We start from the raw sequence: 16,398 nt of genomic DNA, 5'->3' as shown, positions 1-16,398 counted from the left end.
CGTGGTGGTGATGGTGGTGATGGTGATGGTGTGCGACGGCAGGGTTGGGGCTTGCTGGACTCGGCGCTAACGGGGGCGCTGAGTGCGTGGCTGTCAACGACGCTCCTGAAGGAATCGGCTGTCCCCGCACGGAAGTCCACAGAGGACCGTGCGGGTGTCGCCGTTCTCTTCGGCAGAGCGCGGTCGGACCTAAATGATCTTTCACCTTCCCGGGCGGAGCGCTCCGGCAGACGCCGACGGCGGTTGACGATCCGTCACCAGCACGCGCGGCGCGCTCCCCCTGAAGGTGGTCAGCCGGAGAGTGAACCGACCGGCAGTTCCCAGCGCACGTAGCGCATCTTCGGTTCGAACCCGGCCTTCTCGAAGATCCCCGGCGCACCGGAGGCGCTCGCCGAGTCCACGCTCAGGCTGGCCCGGTCGTAGCCCTGCTCGGCGGCGGTCCGCAGCGCGTGCGCGATGAGCGCGCCGGCCACGCCGCGCTCGCGGTATTCGGGCAGCGTTCCGATGACCATGAAGTGCGCGTCGCGGATGCCGGTGGTCGCGGTGTCGGCCTCCCAGCTCATGGCCACCAGCAGGCCGACCGCGGCCCCGCTCGCCTCGTCGCGGACCAGGAAGCTCGTCTCCGGTTTGAACGTCTGGTTGGTGATCTTGTTCTGCCAGCCGTCCACCGGCAGCGGCACCGCGCCCCAGTGGTCGGCGAAGGACTCGTTGCGCACCCGGCGGAAGTCCTCGTCGGTGCGCTCCGACCACGGCTCGATCCGCAACCCGTCCGGCACGGCCGCGTCGCTGATCGCGGCGCCGAGCGGGTGCTCCATGCGCTGGTAGTAGCGGACGGGCGAAAAGCCTTGGGAGCGCACGAGATCGGCCAGGCCGGGGATGTGCTCGGCCTTGTGCACGTCGACCACGAGCCGCAGCGCCGGGTGGTGCTCGGCGTGCAGCACCTTCGCCGCCTCGATCCCGGCGCGCACGAGCGTCGCGCCGATGCCACGGCCCCGGTGGCCGGGGTGGACCCCGCCGTCCAGGAAGACCCGGTGGACCTCCTCGGCGAACGGCTTGTAGCGGATCTTCATGTAGCCGACCATCTCGTCGCCGTCGAGGGCCGCGAGGCTGCCGCGCTCCAGGTCCGCGTAGGGATCGAGCAACTCCTGGAGGGTGTCCGCCTCCACGTAGTTCTCACCGATCCGGTCGACGGTCTCGATCGCGTTCAGCAGGTCCGCCGACGCCTTGGCATCCGCCGTCGTGAGCGGCCGCCACGTGAGTTCGCGCATGCGGCGGACGCTAAGCCCGCCACACGCGATCTGTCGCCTGATTTCCGATCACCTCGACGCGCGCCGCAAGCCCGGCCCTCTCCCTCACGGGCGGTTGGGGCGTCTTCACGACCACCGAACCCCGACGGGGTGCCACGAGGATCTCCCGCGGTTCAGCCGAGCCTGAAACGAAGATCAGCAAGTGCGGTTGTCGTACACGGCGTCGTTGATCTCGGGCCAGACGCCGAGGTGGGTGTGGCCGGGACCGACGCACCAGAAGGTGTCGTCGCCGAAGGTGTGGAAGACCTTGATCCAGACCTTCCCGCCGCCGCAGTGGTTGTACCAGGCCTGCACGGCCGGAGTGCCCGCCCGGTAGTAGCCGCCGCGGCAGTCCGGTCCCGCTGGGGCGGCTGCGGCCGGGGCGGCCGTCAGGCCCACCACGGCGGCCATCGCGGCGACCGCTCCGGCAACGACCTTGACAGTGCTGCGCATGTGTTCCCCTTTTGCCCGTTGGGTTTGGCTGGGAGCGTCACGCGCGCATCAAGCAGCAGCAAATTCGAGCAATGTTCTGTTTGAGCGAGAATCGTCGCGCACATCGCCATCACCGCTGGTCTCAGCTGGGACGAGCACGCGCGGCCGAATCGGGACGCCGGAGCGCTCGTCACCGTTTTCGGCGGCAGCGGCCCGCCGAACGCCGCCAGGCGGTAGAAAGTGCGTGATCATCAGCGGCTCCGGAAGGCATGAGGTCGAGGCTGTGGAAGAACGTGTCGCGTTGCTGGACGTCCTCGCTCAGGCCCCCGCAGTGGACCACCACTGCCACGGCATCGTGAAGGACGAGGTCAGCGCGCAGAGCTTCCAGAAGCTCGCGACGGAGTCGGACCTGCCGCAGGGACCGGGCGGCGACGTGTTCGACAGCCCGGTGGGCGTGGCGATCCGGGCGGAGTGCGCGCCGCTGCTGGACCTACCGCGCCACGTCGACGCGGAGAGCTACCTCAGCAGGCGCGCGGAGCTGGGCCAGCGGGAGGTGACGCGGCGCCTGCTGGCGGCGGCGAACATCTCGACCTACCTGGTCGACACGGGGTTCTGCGCCGACGAGATCACCTCGCCCGACGAGCTGGCCGCAGTCTCGGGCACGCAGGGGTTCGAGATCGCCAGGCTGGAGTCGCTCGCCGAGCGCCTGGCCGCAGAAGGTGTTGGCGCGCAAGGGTTCTACGACGCTTTCCGGGCTGAGCTGGAGTCCGCGCTGCGCACGGCCGTGGGCGTGAAGTCGATCATCGCCTACCGGCACGGCTTCGACTTCGACCCCGCGCGCCCCACCGAGGCCGAGATCCGCTCAGCGGCCGGCGCCTGGCTGAGTTCGCCGGAGCGGCGGCTGAGCGACCCGGTGCTGCTGCGCGCGTTGCTGTGGGCGGCGGTGGACGCGGGCAAACCCATCCAGATGCACGTGGGCTTCGGTGACTCCGACATCGTCCTGCACCGCTGCGATCCGACGCACATGACCGAGTTCCTGCGCGCGACGGTCACCACCGGCACGCCGATCATGTTGCTGCACAACTATCCGTTCGTGCGCGAGGCGGGCTACCTCGCGCACGTCTACCCGCACGTCTACCTGGACACCGGCCTGGCGGCGGGGTTCTCGGGCGCCTCAGCCACCTCGATCGTGCGCGAGTCGCTGGAGATCGCGCCGTTCACCAAGGTCCTGTTCTCCACCGACGCGTACGGGCTGCCGGAGCTGTACCTGGTCGGAGCGCTGCGGCACCGCCTCGCGCTGGCCCGCGTCTTCGGCGAGTGGCTCGAAGCGGACGCGATCGGCGAGGCCGACGCGAGGCGGTACCTGCGGCTGCTGATGGGCGGGAACGCCCAGCGGGCCTACGGCTTGACGCCGCACCAGTCGGCGGCGACCAGCGCGTAGGTCCTGGCGGCCAACCACATCTCGTCGAGGTCCACGTACTCGTCGTTGGCGTGGGCGACGCGCAGGTCACCGGGGCCGAGCACGACCGACGGGATGCCGAGCTTCTTCAGCACGGTGGCGTCGCACCCGCCGTAGAACCCGGTGAACGTCGGTTCCGGCGCGAAGCGCGTGCCCACGGCCGCTTCCTTGTAGGCAGCCGCGAGCGTCGTGTTGATGTCCGCGCCGGGCTCGATCGAGTACGGGTCCCACTGGAGCTTCCACTCGCACACAGGGCGGTGCTTGCGCAGCCACGGGTCGGAGTCCGCGGCGCGGTCGATCACGCCCTGGATCTCCGCGCGCACGTCCGCGCCGTCACGCTCCGGGTGGAACATCGCGGTGTACTCGATCGTCGCGGAGTCCGACAGCGCGAAGGGCACCGCGAGGTCGCCGGGCGCGCCCCGGATCACGCCGGGCAGCAACGAGAAGTGGCCGTCGTAGAAGAGCGGGTGCCGCTGCGTCTGCACCCACTCCTGCTCAAGGCCGCGCAGCGCCTGGTAGATCGTGAAGATCTTGTCGATGGCGTTGACGCCGAGCTCCTCGCCCGCGCGGTGCGGGTGGATCGTCTCGCCGCGCATCGAGCAGTGCACCTTGATGCCCTCGACGGTGACGGAGAACCACAGCAGCCCGGGGCTCACCACTGCCAGCGACACCGGCGTCGGCGGCGCGCTCGGCTCGGAGACGATGGCCGCCTCGGCGGTGTAGCCACGCTCGACGATCGCGCCGGTACCACAGGTGTAGTCGACGGTCTCCTCACCGACCGCGCACTGGAGCTGGAGCTCCCCCGCGAGCTGGATCCCCGCGCGGCGCAACGCGATGGCCGCGTAGGCCTGGCCGATCAGGCCGGACTTCTGGTCGGTGGTGCCCCGGCCGTACATGCGCGAGCCGACCACCTCACCCGCGAAGGGCGGGGCCACCTGCCACTCGGCCGGGTCCCCGCCGGGCACGACGTCGACGTGCCCGTTGAAGATCAGCGAGCGGCCCTCGCCCCCACCGAGCCGGGCGACCGCGTTCTCCCGGCCCGCCTCGACGGCGAACAGCTCGACCTCGGCCCCGGCGCGCTCGTAGAGCTCGGCCAGCACCGCGCTGCCCTCGCCCTCCTTGCCGACGTGCTCGCGGTATTCGACGCCGGGGTACTTGGGGTTCACGGAAGGAACTCGAACCAGCTGCTGCAACGATGTGGTCATCTCGTCGCGGAGGTCGTCGACGGCGGCGAGAATGCGCGCGCGGACATCATCGGTGGGTGGCCCAGCGTTCATTGTGTGCGACTCCTTCACCGTGCGACCCAGCCCGACGGCGCGCTGGGGGCGTCGATGATCGCATGATCGAATTTTTGGTATCGACCGCCCTGTCCCGTTGTGAGCGGAACGCCCGTTTCGGCAGGTGAAGCATTTGCGGCGGCACATTCAAGCCCCCGGTCGAGTGATTCACACACCCAGTCACGGCGTTGCCGGTCCCGGGTGCGACTGGGCGCACGGACGGCGCACTTCACCGACGCGCGACCGCCGCACCCGCCGGTGCGCGACGGGGCGTCCCGCACCGCCCGGCACCCCCGCTCAGGCGGCGGTGCGGGCAGAAACGCTGCTCAGCGGGACCGGAACAGGGCCGACCGACTTCCGAGCGCGCCGCGAACACCTCGGCGCACGGCGAAGAACGCATCGAAATCCGACATTTGACAGGCGATCGCTATCGTGTGCTACATCTACTCGCCGTCCCGGAGGTGCCGAGTGGAATCATGGTGCCGCTTTTATCTCAGCCAGTGAAACATCATGATTTCCACCGATGCGGCAGGCGAATTCTCGCAGCCGGAAAGAATGTTTTTCGCGATTGACAGCGCGGCTCGCCCAGGGAGAATTTCGACCATGAAGACCAGCAACGGTTCGGCAGGCACCGCGGTGGAGCCACGGCCCCGGGTGCTCGACGCCGATCCGGAGGCGGGCGCCGCGCTCGCCGAGCGGCTTCGCACCGCCGGGGTCCGCGCGGTGGCCATGACCAACGTCGACAACGGCGGAGTCACCCGGGTGAAGCTCGTCCCGGTGCGCAGGCTGGCCGGCGTCCTGCGCGGCGGCATCGGCTTCTCGGTCGTGTGGTCGATCTCGGGCACCGACGACAGCTTCGCCATGGTCGCCCCGTTCGACAGCCCCGCCGGTGACCTCCGGCTGTTCCCCGACGTCAGCGCGCTGGAGCGGCTGGACGGCGCGCCGGGGACGGCGTGGGTCCCCGCCGACCTCCACACGCAGGAGCTGGAGGTCTCCCCGTGCTGCCAGCGCTCGGCGCTGCGCCGGGTGGTGGAGCGCGGCCGGGCGGCGGGCGTGGAGTTCAAGGCGGCCTTCGAGGTCGAGATGTCGCTGCTGCGCGCCGACGGCTCCCCCGGGCACGGCGGGCCGGGCTACAGCGCCTCCGCGCTGCTGGAGGTCGAGCCGTTCGCGCTGGACCTGCTGGACGCGCTCGCCGAGCACGGCATCGAGGCCGAGCAGCTGCACCCGGAGTACGGGCCCGGCCAGGTCGAGTTCTCCTGCTCCGCCCGCGACCCGCTGGCCGCCGCCGACCAGCTGGTGCTGAGCCGGGTCCTCACGCGCCGCGTCGCGCGTCAGCACGGCTTCGATGTGAGCTTCGCGCCGAGCGTGCGCCCCGGCACCGTCGGCAACGGCTGTCACCTGCACCTCAGCGCGTGGCGTGACGGCGTCAACCTGATGCAGGGCGGGACCGACGACAAGACCGGCGGGATGTCCGAGGACGGCGCGACCTTCGTCGCCGGGATGCTCGACGCGCTGCCGGAGCTGATGGGGGTCCTCGCGCCCAGCGTGCTCAGCTACGCGCGTCTCCAGCCGCAGATGTGGTCCGGCGCCTACGCCTGCTGGGGCGTGGAGAACCGCGAGGCCGCGCTGCGCCTGGTGCCGGGAACGATCACCTCGCGGAGCACCGCGGCCAACGTCGAGGTCAAGCCGCTGGACGGCTCCGCCAACCCCTACCTCGCGGCGGCGGTGCTGCTCTCGGCGGGGCTGGACGGCATGGACAAGGCCGCGACGCTGCCCGCCCCGGTGCAGCGCGACCCGCACACCATGACCAAGCCGCAGCGCAAGAAGGCCGGGGTCGAGCGGCTTCCGTCCTCCCTCGGCGAGGCGATCGAGCTGCTGGCGGGCAGCGAGACGGTGGCGAGGGCGCTCGGCGACGAGCTGCACCGGGCGTTCCTGGCCGTGCGGCGCCAGGAGTGGGAGACCTACGGCGAGCGCGACCACGCCGACCTCGCCCCGGTGTACCGGCTGAGGTACTGAAATTTCCTTCCTCGGGGTGTCGAATGGCGTCGACGCCGTTCGTGGTCATGGTGAGAGGCCGCGACCACCCCGAGGAGTTCGCCGTGAAGAAGTACCTGCTCGCCGTCCAGTTCGACGAGACCGCGCCCGCCCCCTCCGATGAGGAGTTCCGGGCGCAGATGACCCGGACCGAGAAGGTCACCGACGAGATGCGCGCGGCCGGGTCGTGGGTGTTCGTCGGCGGACTGCGGTCCTCGCACGCCACCACGGTCGTCCGGCCGAAGGACGGCTTCAGCACCACGATCACCGACGGCCCGTTCGCTGAGACCAAGGAACAGCTCGGCGGCCTCTGGGTGCTGGAGTGCGAGGACCTCGACCAGGCGCTGCGCTGGGCCGAGAAGTGCGCGCTGGCCTGCGGCTGCCCGATCGAGGTGCGCCCGTTCGAAGACGCCCAGTGGGTGTGAGCGTGGCGCGCTTGGACGAGGTCTACCGCGCGGAGTACGGCCGCTGCGTCGCCACGCTGACGCGGGTGCTCGGTGACATCGGGCTCGCCGAGGAGGCCGTGCAGGACGCGTTCGCGGTGGCCGTGCGGAAGTGGGCCGAGGCGCCGCCGCCCAACCCGGGCGCGTGGATCGTGACCACCGCCCGCAACCGCGCGATCGACCGCCTGCGCCGGGAGTCCACGCGGGAGGCCCGCCACGCGCAGGCGCAGCTGCTGCACCAACCCGATGAGCCGGAGGAGGTGGGCCCCGTGCGCGACGACCAGCTCCGCCTGATCTTCACCTGCTGCCACCCGGCGCTGTCCCCGCTCGCGCGGACGGCGCTGACGCTGCGCCTGCTCGGCGGACTGGAGGTGGCCGAGATCGCGCGGGCCTACCTGGTGCCGGAAACCACTGTGGCGCAACGGATCGTGCGCGCGAAGAAGAAGATCCGCGACGCGGGCATCCCCTATCGCGTGCCCGAGGCGGCGGAGCTGCCCGACCGCCTGTCCTCGGTGCTGGCCGTGCTCTACCTGGTGTTCAACGAGGGGTACGCGGCCACGTCGGGGCAGCTGCTGCGGACGGATCTGAGCCAGGAGGCGATCCGCTTGGCGCGGGCGCTCGCCGAGCTGATGCCCGACGAGCCGGAGGTGACCGGGCTGCTCGCGCTGCTGGTGCTCACCGAGGCACGGCGCCCGGCGCGGGTGGGGCCGAACGGCGAGCTGGTGGTGCTCGCGGAGCAGGACCGCGCGCTGTGGGACCGGGAGCTGATCGCCGAGGGCCATTCCCTTGTGCGCCAATGCTTGCGGCGCGGTCAGCCGGGGCCGTACCAGGTGCAGGCCGCGATCGGCGCCGTGCACACCGACGGCCCCGCGACCGACTGGACGCAGGTGCTCGCGCTCTACGACCAGCTGGTGGAGCTCTCGCCGACGCCGATCGTGGCGCTCAACCGCGCGGTCGCCGTTGCCGAGGTGCACGGCCCCGCGCTCGCGCTGGCCATCGTCGACGAGCTGGATCTGCCGAGCTACCACCTGCTGCACGCGACGCGCGCGGACCTGCTCGCGCGGCTCGACCGGGCTTCGGAGGCCGTCGCGGCCTATGACGAAGCGATTGCGTTGGCCACCAACGACACTGAGCGGAGCTTCCTGGCAGGACGGCGGCTCATGGTGCAAGCGCCGCCGTCCTGAGCGCGTCCAGCACAGCGGCTACGGCGGGCGGATCGGTGGCTGGAAGCGCCAGGAGGGCGCGGCCTACACGAAGTCAGTGACGCCGTCGTAGGCGGCCACCTGTGCGGCACCGGTGGTCTCGTACCGGAGCAGCAGCAAACCTTTCGGGGTCACTTCGTGCTCCACGAGGTGGAGGCCGACCGGCGCGCCCGAGTCGAGCAGCCGCCGCCCGGAGCCGATGACGACCGGGGCGACGACGAGCCGGAGCGCGTCGACGAGGCCCGCCGACAGCAACGCGGAGGCCAGGCGCGAGCTTCCGTGGATCTGGAGTTCCCGCCCAGGCCTGGCCTTCAGCTCGGCAACGGTCGTGAGGGGGTCGCCGCGCAGGACGGTCGTGGGGTTCCAGCCGCCCTCGGTGAGGGTGGCGGTCACGACGTACTTCGGCAGCGAGTTCATCCGCTCGGTGTACGGGTCGTCCGGGTCGGTGATCTCCGGCCAGTCCCGGGCGAAGGCCTCGTAGGTGCGGCGTCCGAACAGCAGGCCGTCGGCCTGGTCCAGCCACTCCGAGGTGCGCTTGACGAACACCTCGTCGATGTGGGGCACGAGCCAGCCGCCGCGCGTGAAACCGTCGCTGGTGTCCTCCTCCGGCGAGCCGGGACCCTGGCTGACGCCGTCGAGGGTGACGAACTCCGTGATCACGATCTTCATCGGAGGACCAGCCCCTCCGCGACCGAGGCGAGCTGCTCGGTGACCGAGCCCCAGCCGTCGAAGAAGCCGAGTTCGTGGTGGCGTGCGCGGGAGGACGGGTCGCCGTGCCGGACGACGATCCGGTAGTCGGTGCCGTCCGGGTGGTCGGCGAACTTGATCTCGGCGGTCATGTGCACCGGCGCTGGCGCGACCGGGCGCCACTCGCTGTCGATGGTGTTGGTGAAGACGATCCGCTCCTGGTCCTCCACGACCAGGAAGCTCGCGTCCACGTGCGGCTGGAAGTCCACGCCGTCCTCGCTCATCCGCGTCACGAGCCCACCGCCGGGCCGGACGTCGAGGCGGTCGACGCGGCAGATCGTCGGCGCGGGCAACCACCACTGCGCGAAGCTGGACGGATCGGTCCACGCGCTCCACACGAGGGCGCGGGGGGCGCGGATGACCCGGTCCAGGACGAGGTCGAGATCGGGGTTCACGGCTTTTCCTCTTTCTGTTCCTGCTGCTGTTCCTGCTGCTGTGCCTGGTGGCCGGTGACGAAGCTGTCGAGCCGGTCGGTGCGCTCCTCCCAGATCCGGCGCTGCTCCGCGAGCCAGTCCTCGACCAGGGCGAGGCGGTCGCGGTCCAGCGCGCAGGTGCGCACGCGACCGCGCTTGGTGGTGCGGATGAGGCCGCTCCCCTCCAGCGTCCGCACGTGCTTCATGAAGGACGGGAGCGTCATCGGGAACTCGCGAGCGAGTTCGCCGACGCTCGTCGGACCTCGTCCCAGGCGCCGGATGACCTCGCGCCGGGTCGGGTCGGCGAGCGCGACGAACACCTCGTCCACCGCCGCCGAATACTGTGCCATGCGGCTAAGTATTGCCCGGCGGGAAACTTAGCGCAAGGGCTAAGTGTTGAGCCCCAGATCACGCAGGTGCCGATCCAACACCGCGGCGACCGCGTCGGGACCGGGCGGCTCGGGGGCGAGCAGGACGTGCAGGGTCAGGCCGTCCAGCAGCGCCCACAGCCGCTCGGCCTCCAGGGCGAGGTCGCGCCCGGCGCCGAGCAGCCCGAGCCCGTCGAGGTCGCTGACGCACGTGCGGCACAAGCCCTTCACGCCCTCGTCGGCCTCCTGGCGGATTCGCCGGACGTCAGGATCGGTGGTCCCGTGCGCGGTGAAGGCGAACCAGACGCGCGCCTCGGTGAGCCGCTCCGCGTCCAGCGGCAGCACCTGCTTGAGCAGGTCGACACCGGCGGCGATCGGATCGCCCTCGCCGACCTCGCGCGTGCGCCACCCGGCCCCGGCCTGGACGCGGCGCTCGGCCCGGCTCACGACCTCCCGCATCGCGAAGCGCAGCAGCTCGTCCTGAGTGGTGAAGAAGTAGCGCACCGAGCCCGTCGACAGCCCCGCCTCGCGGGCGACACCGCGCACGGAGGCCGCCGGAACCCCTTCGCGCAGCACGATCCGCCAGACGGCGTCGGCGAGCTCGGCCCGGCGTTGGTCGTGGTCGATCGGCACTCCTCACTCCTATCACACCTGTGCTAGCTTCGCTCTATCACAGCTGTACTAATCGACAGGAGAAGAAGCGCCCATGTCTGTCCTTGACAAGAGAAACACCAGCTCAGCCGCCCTAGCGGCATGCTTCGCGGGCCTGGTGGCCAGCGGGATTCCGGCCGCGCTGAGCGAGCCGAGCTGGTCGATCGGAATCGGCGTCGCGGGCACGGCGGCACTGCTGCTGATGAGCACCGTCCCCTCGTGGAGCCCGGCCCGGCCGCTCCTGCTGCTGTTCGCCGCGACGTCGGTCTTCGGCTGGCTGACGACGGTGATCACGTCGCTGCCCGGGGTGGCGGGGACGCTCGTGAGCCTGCCGATCCCGGTCGTGTTCCTCGCGGTCAACAGCGTCAAGCTCGTCTCGGTCGGCCTGGCCGCGCTGCTCGCCCGGCGGCAGCGGTGGTCACTGGACGAGCTGTACCTGCGCCCCGGTTCGCCGCGCGCGGGTGGCTGGCTGATCCTCGGACCGCTGCTGTGCCTGCTGGTGCCGGGCATCTTCCTGGCCGAGCTGCCGTCCGGAGCGCTGGCCCACCTGCCTTCGGTGCTGCCGTGGCTGCCCGTGATGCTCGCGGGCTGCCTGATCAACGCGGCGTCCGAGGAGTTCCTGTACCGAGGCGCGGCGTTGCGGGCGGCGCGCGAGGTCATGCCGCTCGCTCCGGCACTTGCGCTGGGCTCGGCGGTGTTCGGGTTGAGCCACCTCGGCGGCAACCCCGGCGGGTGGATCGGCGTGCTGACCTCGGCCGCGTTCGGGCTGGCCTGCGCGTTCGCGATGCTCAGCGCTCGCGGCTTCGTCTGGAACCTGACGGTGCACGTGTGCGCGGACCTCGGCATCGTGCTGTCGCTGACACTGGGCCAAATGGCCCTGTAAATACGACCATTTGCCAGAGTCCCCTGCTCTGCCCGGCTTCTTCTTTCTGTGAATACTGTTGCTCGCGCCGCATGTCCGGGATGTGCTTCGTGCGCGTCCCTCACGCGCCCTACCTGGGCCGTTGACGAGGGTGCCGCAGCGCGAGAAGGAGGGCCTGGGTGCGATGACGGCGAACCCGGACGAGAAGATCCGTCTCACGGCCATGACCAGCGACGACCCCAAAAGGAGGGACGTGGCGGCGCTCCTCGCGAAGTGTCGCGCGGCGGTCGAGCCGACCGTGCGCGCGGCGGTGGACACGCTGCCGGAGCCGGTGCGGCGGGTCGCCGCCTACCACTTCGGCTGGCTCGACGAGCACGGGCGACCACGCACCGACGACAACGGCGGGAAGTGGCTCCGCCCCGCGCTGGCCCTGTTATCGGCGCGAGCCGTCGGAGGCGCGGCCGAGGACGCGGTCCTGGCGGCGACGTCGGTGGAGCTGGTGCACAACTTCTCCCTGCTGCACGACGACATCATCGACGGCGACACCACGCGCCGGAACCGGCCCACGGCTTGGACGGTCTTCGGGGCGCCGGCGGCGATCCTGGCCGGGGACGCGTTGTGGGCCTTGGCGATGCGGGTGCTCACCGACGGCGGCGGCACGGCGTCGGTTCGAGGTGTGCGAACGATGGCGCTCACGCTGTGCCGCCTGATGGACGGTCAGAGCGCGGACACCGACTTCCCCGCGCGCGAGCACGTGAGCATGGCGGAGTGCCAGGCCATGGCCGCGGGCAAGACCGCTGCCGTGCTGGGCTGCGCGTGCGCGCTCGGCGCGGTGACCGGCGGTGGCAGCGACGCGCAGGTGGACGCGTTCCAGCGGATGGGCGAACACCTGGGCATGGCGTTCCAGGTGGTCGACGACGTGCTTGGCATCTGGGGAGATCCCGACGTGGTGGGCAAGCCCGTCGGCAGCGACCTGGCCAGCCGCAAGAAGTCCTTGCCCGTGGTGGCGGCGCTCGAATCCGGCACCGTCGCGGGGGCGGAGCTGGCCGAGCTGTACCGGCTCGACCGCGCCCTGACTCCCACCGAGATCGAGCGCGCCGCACACCTGGTCGAGGCGGCTGGCGGCAGGGAATGGGCGCGCCGGGAGGCCGAGCGCTCCGCGCAGGCGGCTCTGCACGCGCTCGCCGATGTCGGCCCCGAACCGGTCGCGGGCGCCGAGCTGCGCGCGCTCGTCTCACTGGTGACGATCCGCGACCACTGATGATTTTTTGGAGCCCGTGTCCATCTGGCGCTGCGCCGCTCGTAGTGAAGGCATGACGAACTCGATCTGGACTCTCGTGCACGCCGAGCGCGCCGCGCTCATCGATGACCTCGCGCAGGTCGACGCAGCCCTGTGGGACAAGCCGTCACTGTGCGCGGGGTGGTCCGTGCACGACGTCGTCGCCCACCTCATCGACTCCGCGCGGACCACGCGCATCGGTTTCGTGACCGGGCTCGTGCGGGCTCGGTTCGACTTCGACCGCCAGAACGCGCGCGGCGTCTCCCGGCAGCGCGGTGCCTCGCCGGAGGAGACGCTGGCGCGGCTGCGCCAGGTGATGACGCGGACCTCCACGCCGCCGGCTCCGTTGGACAGCCGCCTCGTCGAGGAGATCGTCCACGGCGAGGACATCCGACGGCCGTTGGGGCTGACCCGTTCCTACCCGCACGAGGCCGTAGCGCGAGCGCTCCGTCTCCAGGCCCGCACTCCGGCATCGTTCGGTGGGGCCAAGGAGCTGGTGGCCGGAGTGCGGTTGACCGCGACCGACACGGACGTGGTGATCGGCGAGGGGCCGGAGGTGCGCGGGTCCGCGCTGTCGTTGCTGCTGGCGGTTTCCGGGCGGCAGGTCGGCTTGGCGGAGCTCAGCGGTGCCGGACTTGCCGCGCTCGCGGTGTGAGCTTTGTGGTTGGGGTTTGGTGGTCTTCAAGTACAGCAAACCCCTGCTTGGGAGGTCGTTAACCGCCGCAAACCCTTGGCCCGGTGGGGTTTGTGGGGGTTAACGATGATCAACAGAGGGGTGTGGTGGTCTTGAAGACTGGCGAACTTCGGCGCGGAGCAGGTTGGCGCCGAGGAGCACGAACCAGAGCTGGGTGGTGAAGAGGGCGAAGCGCTCGCTTCCGCCCATGCCGAACGGGCCGTAGCTGTGGGAGAAGTGCGTCCAGGTCGCGACGACCGCGATGGCGGTGGCGGCGACGGTGATCACGCGGAGCTCGGCGAAGGGGTTGCCGCGCCGGGCGAAGGCGCTGAGGGCCAGGCCGAGGTTGCCAACGCCCATGATCAGGAACGCGCCCACGACGTGCAGGTTGAGGTCGACGTCGGCGGGAGCGAGACCGGCCAGGACGAAGCCGGAGCCGCCGAGGGCGAGCAGGACGCACGCGAGCGCGCCCACCCAGGAACGGCGCCACAGCACCGAGGACAGCGCCAGGCCGACGATCAGCAGCACTCCGCACAGCACGGCCGAGGTGTTCAGCAGCTCGTGCAACGGCGAGCAGATGTACCGGGGAACGCCGTCCTCGGAGACCTGGCAGTGCACGTTGCCCAGGTCGCTGATGTTGTTGTGCGCCAAGCTGTACGGCGTTGTCCACGCGAGCTGGGCGACGATGTTGGCCGCCGCGAACTGTAGGGGTCCGACGATGAGCGCGGCCGCCGCGAACACCAGTCTTCTTTGCGCCATCACGGTTGTTCGTCCTCCTCGGTCAGCTGGGCACGAGTCCATCAGCCACCCAGCGCCGCGAGCACTACGAGCACCCGCCCACTTCGAGGTATGCCCAGCCCTACCTCGGAACTACGGCCAGACACCTGGGCGGGCGCGGTTCGGCCCGTCTACCGTCCGTCCCATGACCGCCCCACCCATCGACGCGCCGCTCAAATCGCTCACCAGAGCGCGATTCCTGTTCACCGCCTGGCCGTGGCGAGCCCTCGCACACGTGATCACCACGCCCTTCGCCTCGGCGGCGGCGATCGCCCTGATGGCCTTCCCCGGCCTGCCGTGGATCTTCCTCGTGGCGAGCAAGCGGGTGGAAACCCTTGCGTCAGCGGCACTTCTCGCGGCCCTGGGCGCCGTGCTGGTCGGACTGTTCGGTGCGCTGCTCGCGCCGCCGCTCGCGGAGTTCGAGCGCCGACGCCTCGGGCTGCTGGACCGGCGGCCCGTCGTGTCAGGGCATCGCGGCGTGCACTCCCCCGGGCTCGCCACGTGGCTGCGGACGCGCTACACCGAGGCGGCCACGTGGCGCGAGCTGGCCTACGTGCTGCTCCTCGCGATCGTGGCGCCGATGCTCTACGGCGCGCTGGCGGTCCTGGTGCTGCTCGTGGTGACGATCGCCGCGAGCCCGCTGCTGTTGCAGAACGACGTCACGCCGTTGTCGCTCGGCACCATCCAGCTGACTTCCGTCGCCGAAGCCACGCCGTACGCGATCGCCGCGCTCGTGCTGGTCCCCGCGCTGCCCTACCTGTGGACGGCGTTGGCCGGAGCGCACGCCTCGGTGGCCCGCTACCTGCTGTGCGGAGCCGCCGAGGACGAGCTTCGCGTGGAACTCGCGGAGGTCTCGCGCTCGCGGGCCAGGCTCGTCAACGCCTTCGAGGTCGAGCGGCGGCGCATCGAACGCGACCTGCACGACGGCGCGCAGCAGCGGCTCGTCAGCCTCACGTTGCAGCTCGGGCTCGCCCGCATCGACCTCCCGGCGGGCTCGGCGGCCGCGCAGAGCGTCGGCGAGGCGCACGACCAGGCGAAGCAGCTGATGACCGAGCTTCGCGAGCTGATCAACGGCATCCACCCCCAGGTGCTGACCGACCGTGGACTCGTTGCGGCGCTTCAGGAACTGGCCAGCCGCTCGGGCGTCCCGGTGACCGTCGACGCCGACGTGCCGACCCGCCCGCAGCCCTACGTCGAAGCGACCGCGTACTTCGTCGTGGCGGAGGCGCTGGCCAACGTCGCCAAGCACAGCGGGGCCAGCGCGGTCACCGTGCGCGTCCGGCAGCTCGGCGAGCGCCTTCAGGTCGTGGTCAGCGACAACGGCCGGGGCGGAGCGGACCCGCGCAAGGGCACCGGTCTGACCGGCCTGGCGGACCGCGTGTCGGTGATCGACGGCACGATGACGATGTCCAGTCCCGTTGGCGGCCCGACCGTCCTGACCGTGGAGTTGCCGTGCACGTGAAGAAGCGACTCGTCCTCGCCGAGGACGGCGTGCTGCTCCGCGAGGGCTTGGCGGGCCTGTTGAGCCGGTTCGGCTTCGACGTGGTCGCGGTCGTCGGCGACGGCGAGGAGCTCAAGGCCGCCGTCGCCGAGCACCTCCCGGACCTCGTGGTGACCGACATCCGCATGCCCCCGGACTTCACCGACGAGGGCCTGCGCGCCGCCGTCGAGCTGCGCCGCACCCGGCCGGACCTCGCGGTGGTCGCGCTCAGCCAGTACGTGCAGCTCAGCTACGCCGCCGAGCTGCTGGACTCGCACGACGGGCGCGGGGTCGGCTACCTGCTCAAGGACCGCGTCGTCGACGTGGAGGAGTTCATCGACACCCTGCACAAGGTGCTCGACGGCGGCACGGTCGTGGACCCGGCCGTCGTCCGCCAGCTCCTGACCCGCAGGGCCAACCCGCTGGAACGGCTCTCCCCGCGCGAGCGCGAAGTGCTCTCCCTGGTTGCCCAAGGCCATTCGAACACCGCGATCGCCGCCCACCTGGTGGTCTCGGAGGCCGCGGTGGGCAAGCACGTCGGCAACATCCTGGCCAAGCTCGACCTGGCGCCGACCGAGGACACCAACCGCAGGGTGCTCGCGGTGCTGACCTACCTCAGGGCGGGTGAGTCCGGCCAGCCGTGATCGAAACGCGGGGGTTGAGGTTGTCCCTGGGGCAGGGTTGGAGGGTGGGAGCGTGAACGGTTCGAGGGTTGATCGGGAGACGTTGCGGGCGCTCGCCGACGAGGGCAACGAAACGGCGTTGGACATGCTGGCGGATCTCGCGGACGCGCGCGGGGACATTGACGAGCTGAGCGAACTGCTGGACGAGGGCTGCGAGCGCGCGGGGCGGTTGCTGACCCGGCGCGCGGTGGCGGCGAAGGATCTGCTGGAGCTGCAACGGATCTCCGACGCGGGGTGCGAGGAGGCCGAGGCGGAGCTGGAGCGGTTGCTGACGGCACGGGAGGCGTGAGGCGAATTCGATTGGTACCGGCGTGGCCGGTCGTCCACGATGC

The 16,398-nt window shown here is 70.9% G+C and carries 18 protein-coding genes; 10 read left to right on the top strand and 8 right to left on the bottom strand.

The window, feature by feature from the left end:
• Window positions 1–290 precede the first annotated feature (290 nt).
• Both ABD798_RS03510 and ABD798_RS03505 read right to left on the bottom strand, forming a co-directional pair.
• Complete coding sequence (locus ABD798_RS03510) at window positions 291–1,268, bottom strand: GNAT family N-acetyltransferase (RefSeq protein ID WP_344871012.1); 978 nt, start codon at window positions 1,266–1,268, stop codon at window positions 291–293.
• Window positions 1,269–1,442: 174 nt separating this feature from the next.
• A complete protein-coding gene (locus ABD798_RS03505; protein WP_344871011.1) occupies window positions 1,443–1,739 on the bottom strand; it encodes a DUF6355 family natural product biosynthesis protein in 297 nt (98 codons plus the stop codon).
• Between the two features lie 262 nt (window positions 1,740–2,001).
• Between ABD798_RS03505 and ABD798_RS03500 the strand changes: the two genes are divergently transcribed.
• On the top strand, window positions 2,002–3,159 hold the full coding sequence (locus ABD798_RS03500; RefSeq protein WP_344871010.1) for an amidohydrolase family protein: 1,158 nt from the start codon (window positions 2,002–2,004) through the stop codon (window positions 3,157–3,159).
• Here the strand turns inward: ABD798_RS03500 and ABD798_RS03495 are convergent.
• A complete protein-coding gene (locus ABD798_RS03495) occupies window positions 3,117–4,454 on the bottom strand; it encodes a M20/M25/M40 family metallo-hydrolase (protein ID WP_344871009.1) in 1,338 nt (445 codons plus the stop codon). The genes ABD798_RS03500 and ABD798_RS03495 overlap by 43 nt on opposite strands.
• A 603-nt stretch (window positions 4,455–5,057) precedes the next feature.
• Between ABD798_RS03495 and ABD798_RS03490 the strand changes: the two genes are divergently transcribed.
• Genes ABD798_RS03490 through ABD798_RS03480 form a run of 3 tightly spaced genes read left to right on the top strand, consistent with a single transcriptional unit; the run spans window position 5,058 to window position 8,115 of the window.
• Window positions 5,058–6,470 (top strand): glutamine synthetase family protein, encoded by a 1,413-nt coding sequence (locus ABD798_RS03490; protein WP_344871008.1) that lies wholly within the window; start codon window positions 5,058–5,060, stop codon window positions 6,468–6,470.
• 23 nt (window positions 6,471–6,493) lie between these two features.
• Window positions 6,494–6,913: a YciI family protein gene (locus ABD798_RS03485; RefSeq protein WP_344871006.1), complete on the top strand. Its 420-nt coding sequence runs from the start codon at window positions 6,494–6,496 to the stop codon at window positions 6,911–6,913.
• A 2-nt stretch (window positions 6,914–6,915) separates the two neighbouring features.
• Window positions 6,916–8,115, top strand: a complete 1,200-nt coding sequence (locus ABD798_RS03480; protein ID WP_344871005.1) for an RNA polymerase sigma factor — start codon at window positions 6,916–6,918, stop codon at window positions 8,113–8,115.
• A 63-nt stretch (window positions 8,116–8,178) separates the two neighbouring features.
• Here ABD798_RS03480 and ABD798_RS03475 read toward each other — a convergent pair whose 3' ends face one another.
• The 4 genes from ABD798_RS03475 to ABD798_RS03460 are packed head-to-tail and all read right to left on the bottom strand — an operon-like array spanning window position 8,179 to window position 10,294.
• The gene (locus tag ABD798_RS03475) at window positions 8,179–8,802 is read right to left on the bottom strand and encodes a dihydrofolate reductase family protein (protein WP_344871004.1); all 624 of its coding nucleotides are present in this window, start codon (window positions 8,800–8,802) and stop codon (window positions 8,179–8,181) included.
• The gene (locus ABD798_RS03470; RefSeq protein WP_344871003.1) at window positions 8,799–9,275 is read right to left on the bottom strand and encodes an SRPBCC domain-containing protein; all 477 of its coding nucleotides are present in this window, start codon (window positions 9,273–9,275) and stop codon (window positions 8,799–8,801) included. The genes ABD798_RS03475 and ABD798_RS03470 overlap by 4 nt, the downstream gene beginning before the upstream one ends.
• Window positions 9,272–9,643: an ArsR/SmtB family transcription factor gene (locus tag ABD798_RS03465; protein ID WP_344871002.1), complete on the bottom strand. Its 372-nt coding sequence runs from the start codon at window positions 9,641–9,643 to the stop codon at window positions 9,272–9,274. The genes ABD798_RS03470 and ABD798_RS03465 overlap by 4 nt, the downstream gene beginning before the upstream one ends.
• 39 nt (window positions 9,644–9,682) lie before the next feature.
• Window positions 9,683–10,294: a TetR/AcrR family transcriptional regulator gene (locus ABD798_RS03460; protein ID WP_344871001.1), complete on the bottom strand. Its 612-nt coding sequence runs from the start codon at window positions 10,292–10,294 to the stop codon at window positions 9,683–9,685.
• Between the two features lie 73 nt (window positions 10,295–10,367).
• Between ABD798_RS03460 and ABD798_RS03455 the strand changes: the two genes are divergently transcribed.
• The 3 genes from ABD798_RS03455 (at window position 10,368) to ABD798_RS03445 (ending at window position 13,108) form a co-directional block, all read left to right on the top strand.
• Window positions 10,368–11,195, top strand: a complete 828-nt coding sequence (locus tag ABD798_RS03455) for a CPBP family intramembrane glutamic endopeptidase (RefSeq protein ID WP_344871000.1) — start codon at window positions 10,368–10,370, stop codon at window positions 11,193–11,195.
• A gap of 202 nt (window positions 11,196–11,397) precedes the next feature.
• Window positions 11,398–12,435: a polyprenyl synthetase family protein gene (locus tag ABD798_RS03450; RefSeq protein WP_425549154.1), complete on the top strand. Its 1,038-nt coding sequence runs from the start codon at window positions 11,398–11,400 to the stop codon at window positions 12,433–12,435.
• Window positions 12,436–12,487: 52 nt separating this feature from the next.
• The gene (locus ABD798_RS03445) at window positions 12,488–13,108 is read left to right on the top strand and encodes a maleylpyruvate isomerase family mycothiol-dependent enzyme (RefSeq protein WP_344870998.1); all 621 of its coding nucleotides are present in this window, start codon (window positions 12,488–12,490) and stop codon (window positions 13,106–13,108) included.
• Window positions 13,109–13,207: 99 nt separating this feature from the next.
• On the opposite strand, the gene ABD798_RS03440 is transcribed toward ABD798_RS03445, so the two are convergent.
• Entirely contained in the window at window positions 13,208–13,885 is a 678-nt protein-coding gene (locus ABD798_RS03440; RefSeq protein ID WP_344870997.1) for a DUF998 domain-containing protein, read from the bottom strand.
• 163 nt (window positions 13,886–14,048) lie between these two features.
• On the opposite strand from ABD798_RS03440, the gene ABD798_RS03435 reads away from it, so the two are divergent.
• From ABD798_RS03435 to ABD798_RS03425, 3 genes are read left to right on the top strand one after another with little or no spacing between them, the layout of a single operon-like run.
• The gene (locus ABD798_RS03435) at window positions 14,049–15,365 is read left to right on the top strand and encodes a sensor histidine kinase (RefSeq protein ID WP_344870996.1); all 1,317 of its coding nucleotides are present in this window, start codon (window positions 14,049–14,051) and stop codon (window positions 15,363–15,365) included.
• Complete coding sequence (locus tag ABD798_RS03430) at window positions 15,362–16,027, top strand: response regulator transcription factor (RefSeq protein WP_344871088.1); 666 nt, start codon at window positions 15,362–15,364, stop codon at window positions 16,025–16,027. Before ABD798_RS03435 ends, ABD798_RS03430 begins: the two co-directional genes overlap by 4 nt.
• A gap of 52 nt (window positions 16,028–16,079) precedes the next feature.
• The gene (locus tag ABD798_RS03425) at window positions 16,080–16,355 is read left to right on the top strand and encodes a hypothetical protein (RefSeq protein WP_344870995.1); all 276 of its coding nucleotides are present in this window, start codon (window positions 16,080–16,082) and stop codon (window positions 16,353–16,355) included.
• Window positions 16,356–16,398 lie beyond the last annotated feature (43 nt).

The sequence above is a fragment of the Allokutzneria multivorans genome (assembly GCF_039537405.1).
GTDB lineage: Bacteria > Actinomycetota > Actinomycetes > Mycobacteriales > Pseudonocardiaceae > Allokutzneria > Allokutzneria multivorans.
Note: the sequence above shows the minus strand (reverse complement) of the source record. Positions and strands in the feature narration are given on the sequence as shown.

Bases quoted from the DNA above. Each gene is read 5' to 3' on its own strand.
- ABD798_RS03485 (WP_344871006.1), top strand. From the start codon at position 6,494: ATGGCGTCGACGCCGTTCGTGGTCATGGTGAGAGGCCGCGACCACCCC.
- ABD798_RS03495 (WP_344871009.1), bottom strand. From the start codon at position 4,454: ATGAACGCTGGGCCACCCACCGATGATGTCCGCGCGCGCATTCTCGCC.
- ABD798_RS03450 (WP_425549154.1), top strand. From the start codon at position 11,398: ATGACCAGCGACGACCCCAAAAGGAGGGACGTGGCGGCGCTCCTCGCG.
- ABD798_RS03475 (WP_344871004.1), bottom strand. From the start codon at position 8,802: ATGAAGATCGTGATCACGGAGTTCGTCACCCTCGACGGCGTCAGCCAG.
- ABD798_RS03440 (WP_344870997.1), bottom strand. From the start codon at position 13,885: ATGGCGCAAAGAAGACTGGTGTTCGCGGCGGCCGCGCTCATCGTCGGA.
- ABD798_RS03510 (WP_344871012.1), bottom strand. From the start codon at position 1,268: ATGCGCGAACTCACGTGGCGGCCGCTCACGACGGCGGATGCCAAGGCG.
- ABD798_RS03445 (WP_344870998.1), top strand. From the start codon at position 12,488: ATGACGAACTCGATCTGGACTCTCGTGCACGCCGAGCGCGCCGCGCTC.
- ABD798_RS03490 (WP_344871008.1), top strand. From the start codon at position 5,058: ATGAAGACCAGCAACGGTTCGGCAGGCACCGCGGTGGAGCCACGGCCC.
- ABD798_RS03455 (WP_344871000.1), top strand. From the start codon at position 10,368: ATGTCTGTCCTTGACAAGAGAAACACCAGCTCAGCCGCCCTAGCGGCA.
- ABD798_RS03505 (WP_344871011.1), bottom strand. From the start codon at position 1,739: ATGCGCAGCACTGTCAAGGTCGTTGCCGGAGCGGTCGCCGCGATGGCC.
- ABD798_RS03465 (WP_344871002.1), bottom strand. From the start codon at position 9,643: ATGGCACAGTATTCGGCGGCGGTGGACGAGGTGTTCGTCGCGCTCGCC.
- ABD798_RS03435 (WP_344870996.1), top strand. From the start codon at position 14,049: ATGACCGCCCCACCCATCGACGCGCCGCTCAAATCGCTCACCAGAGCG.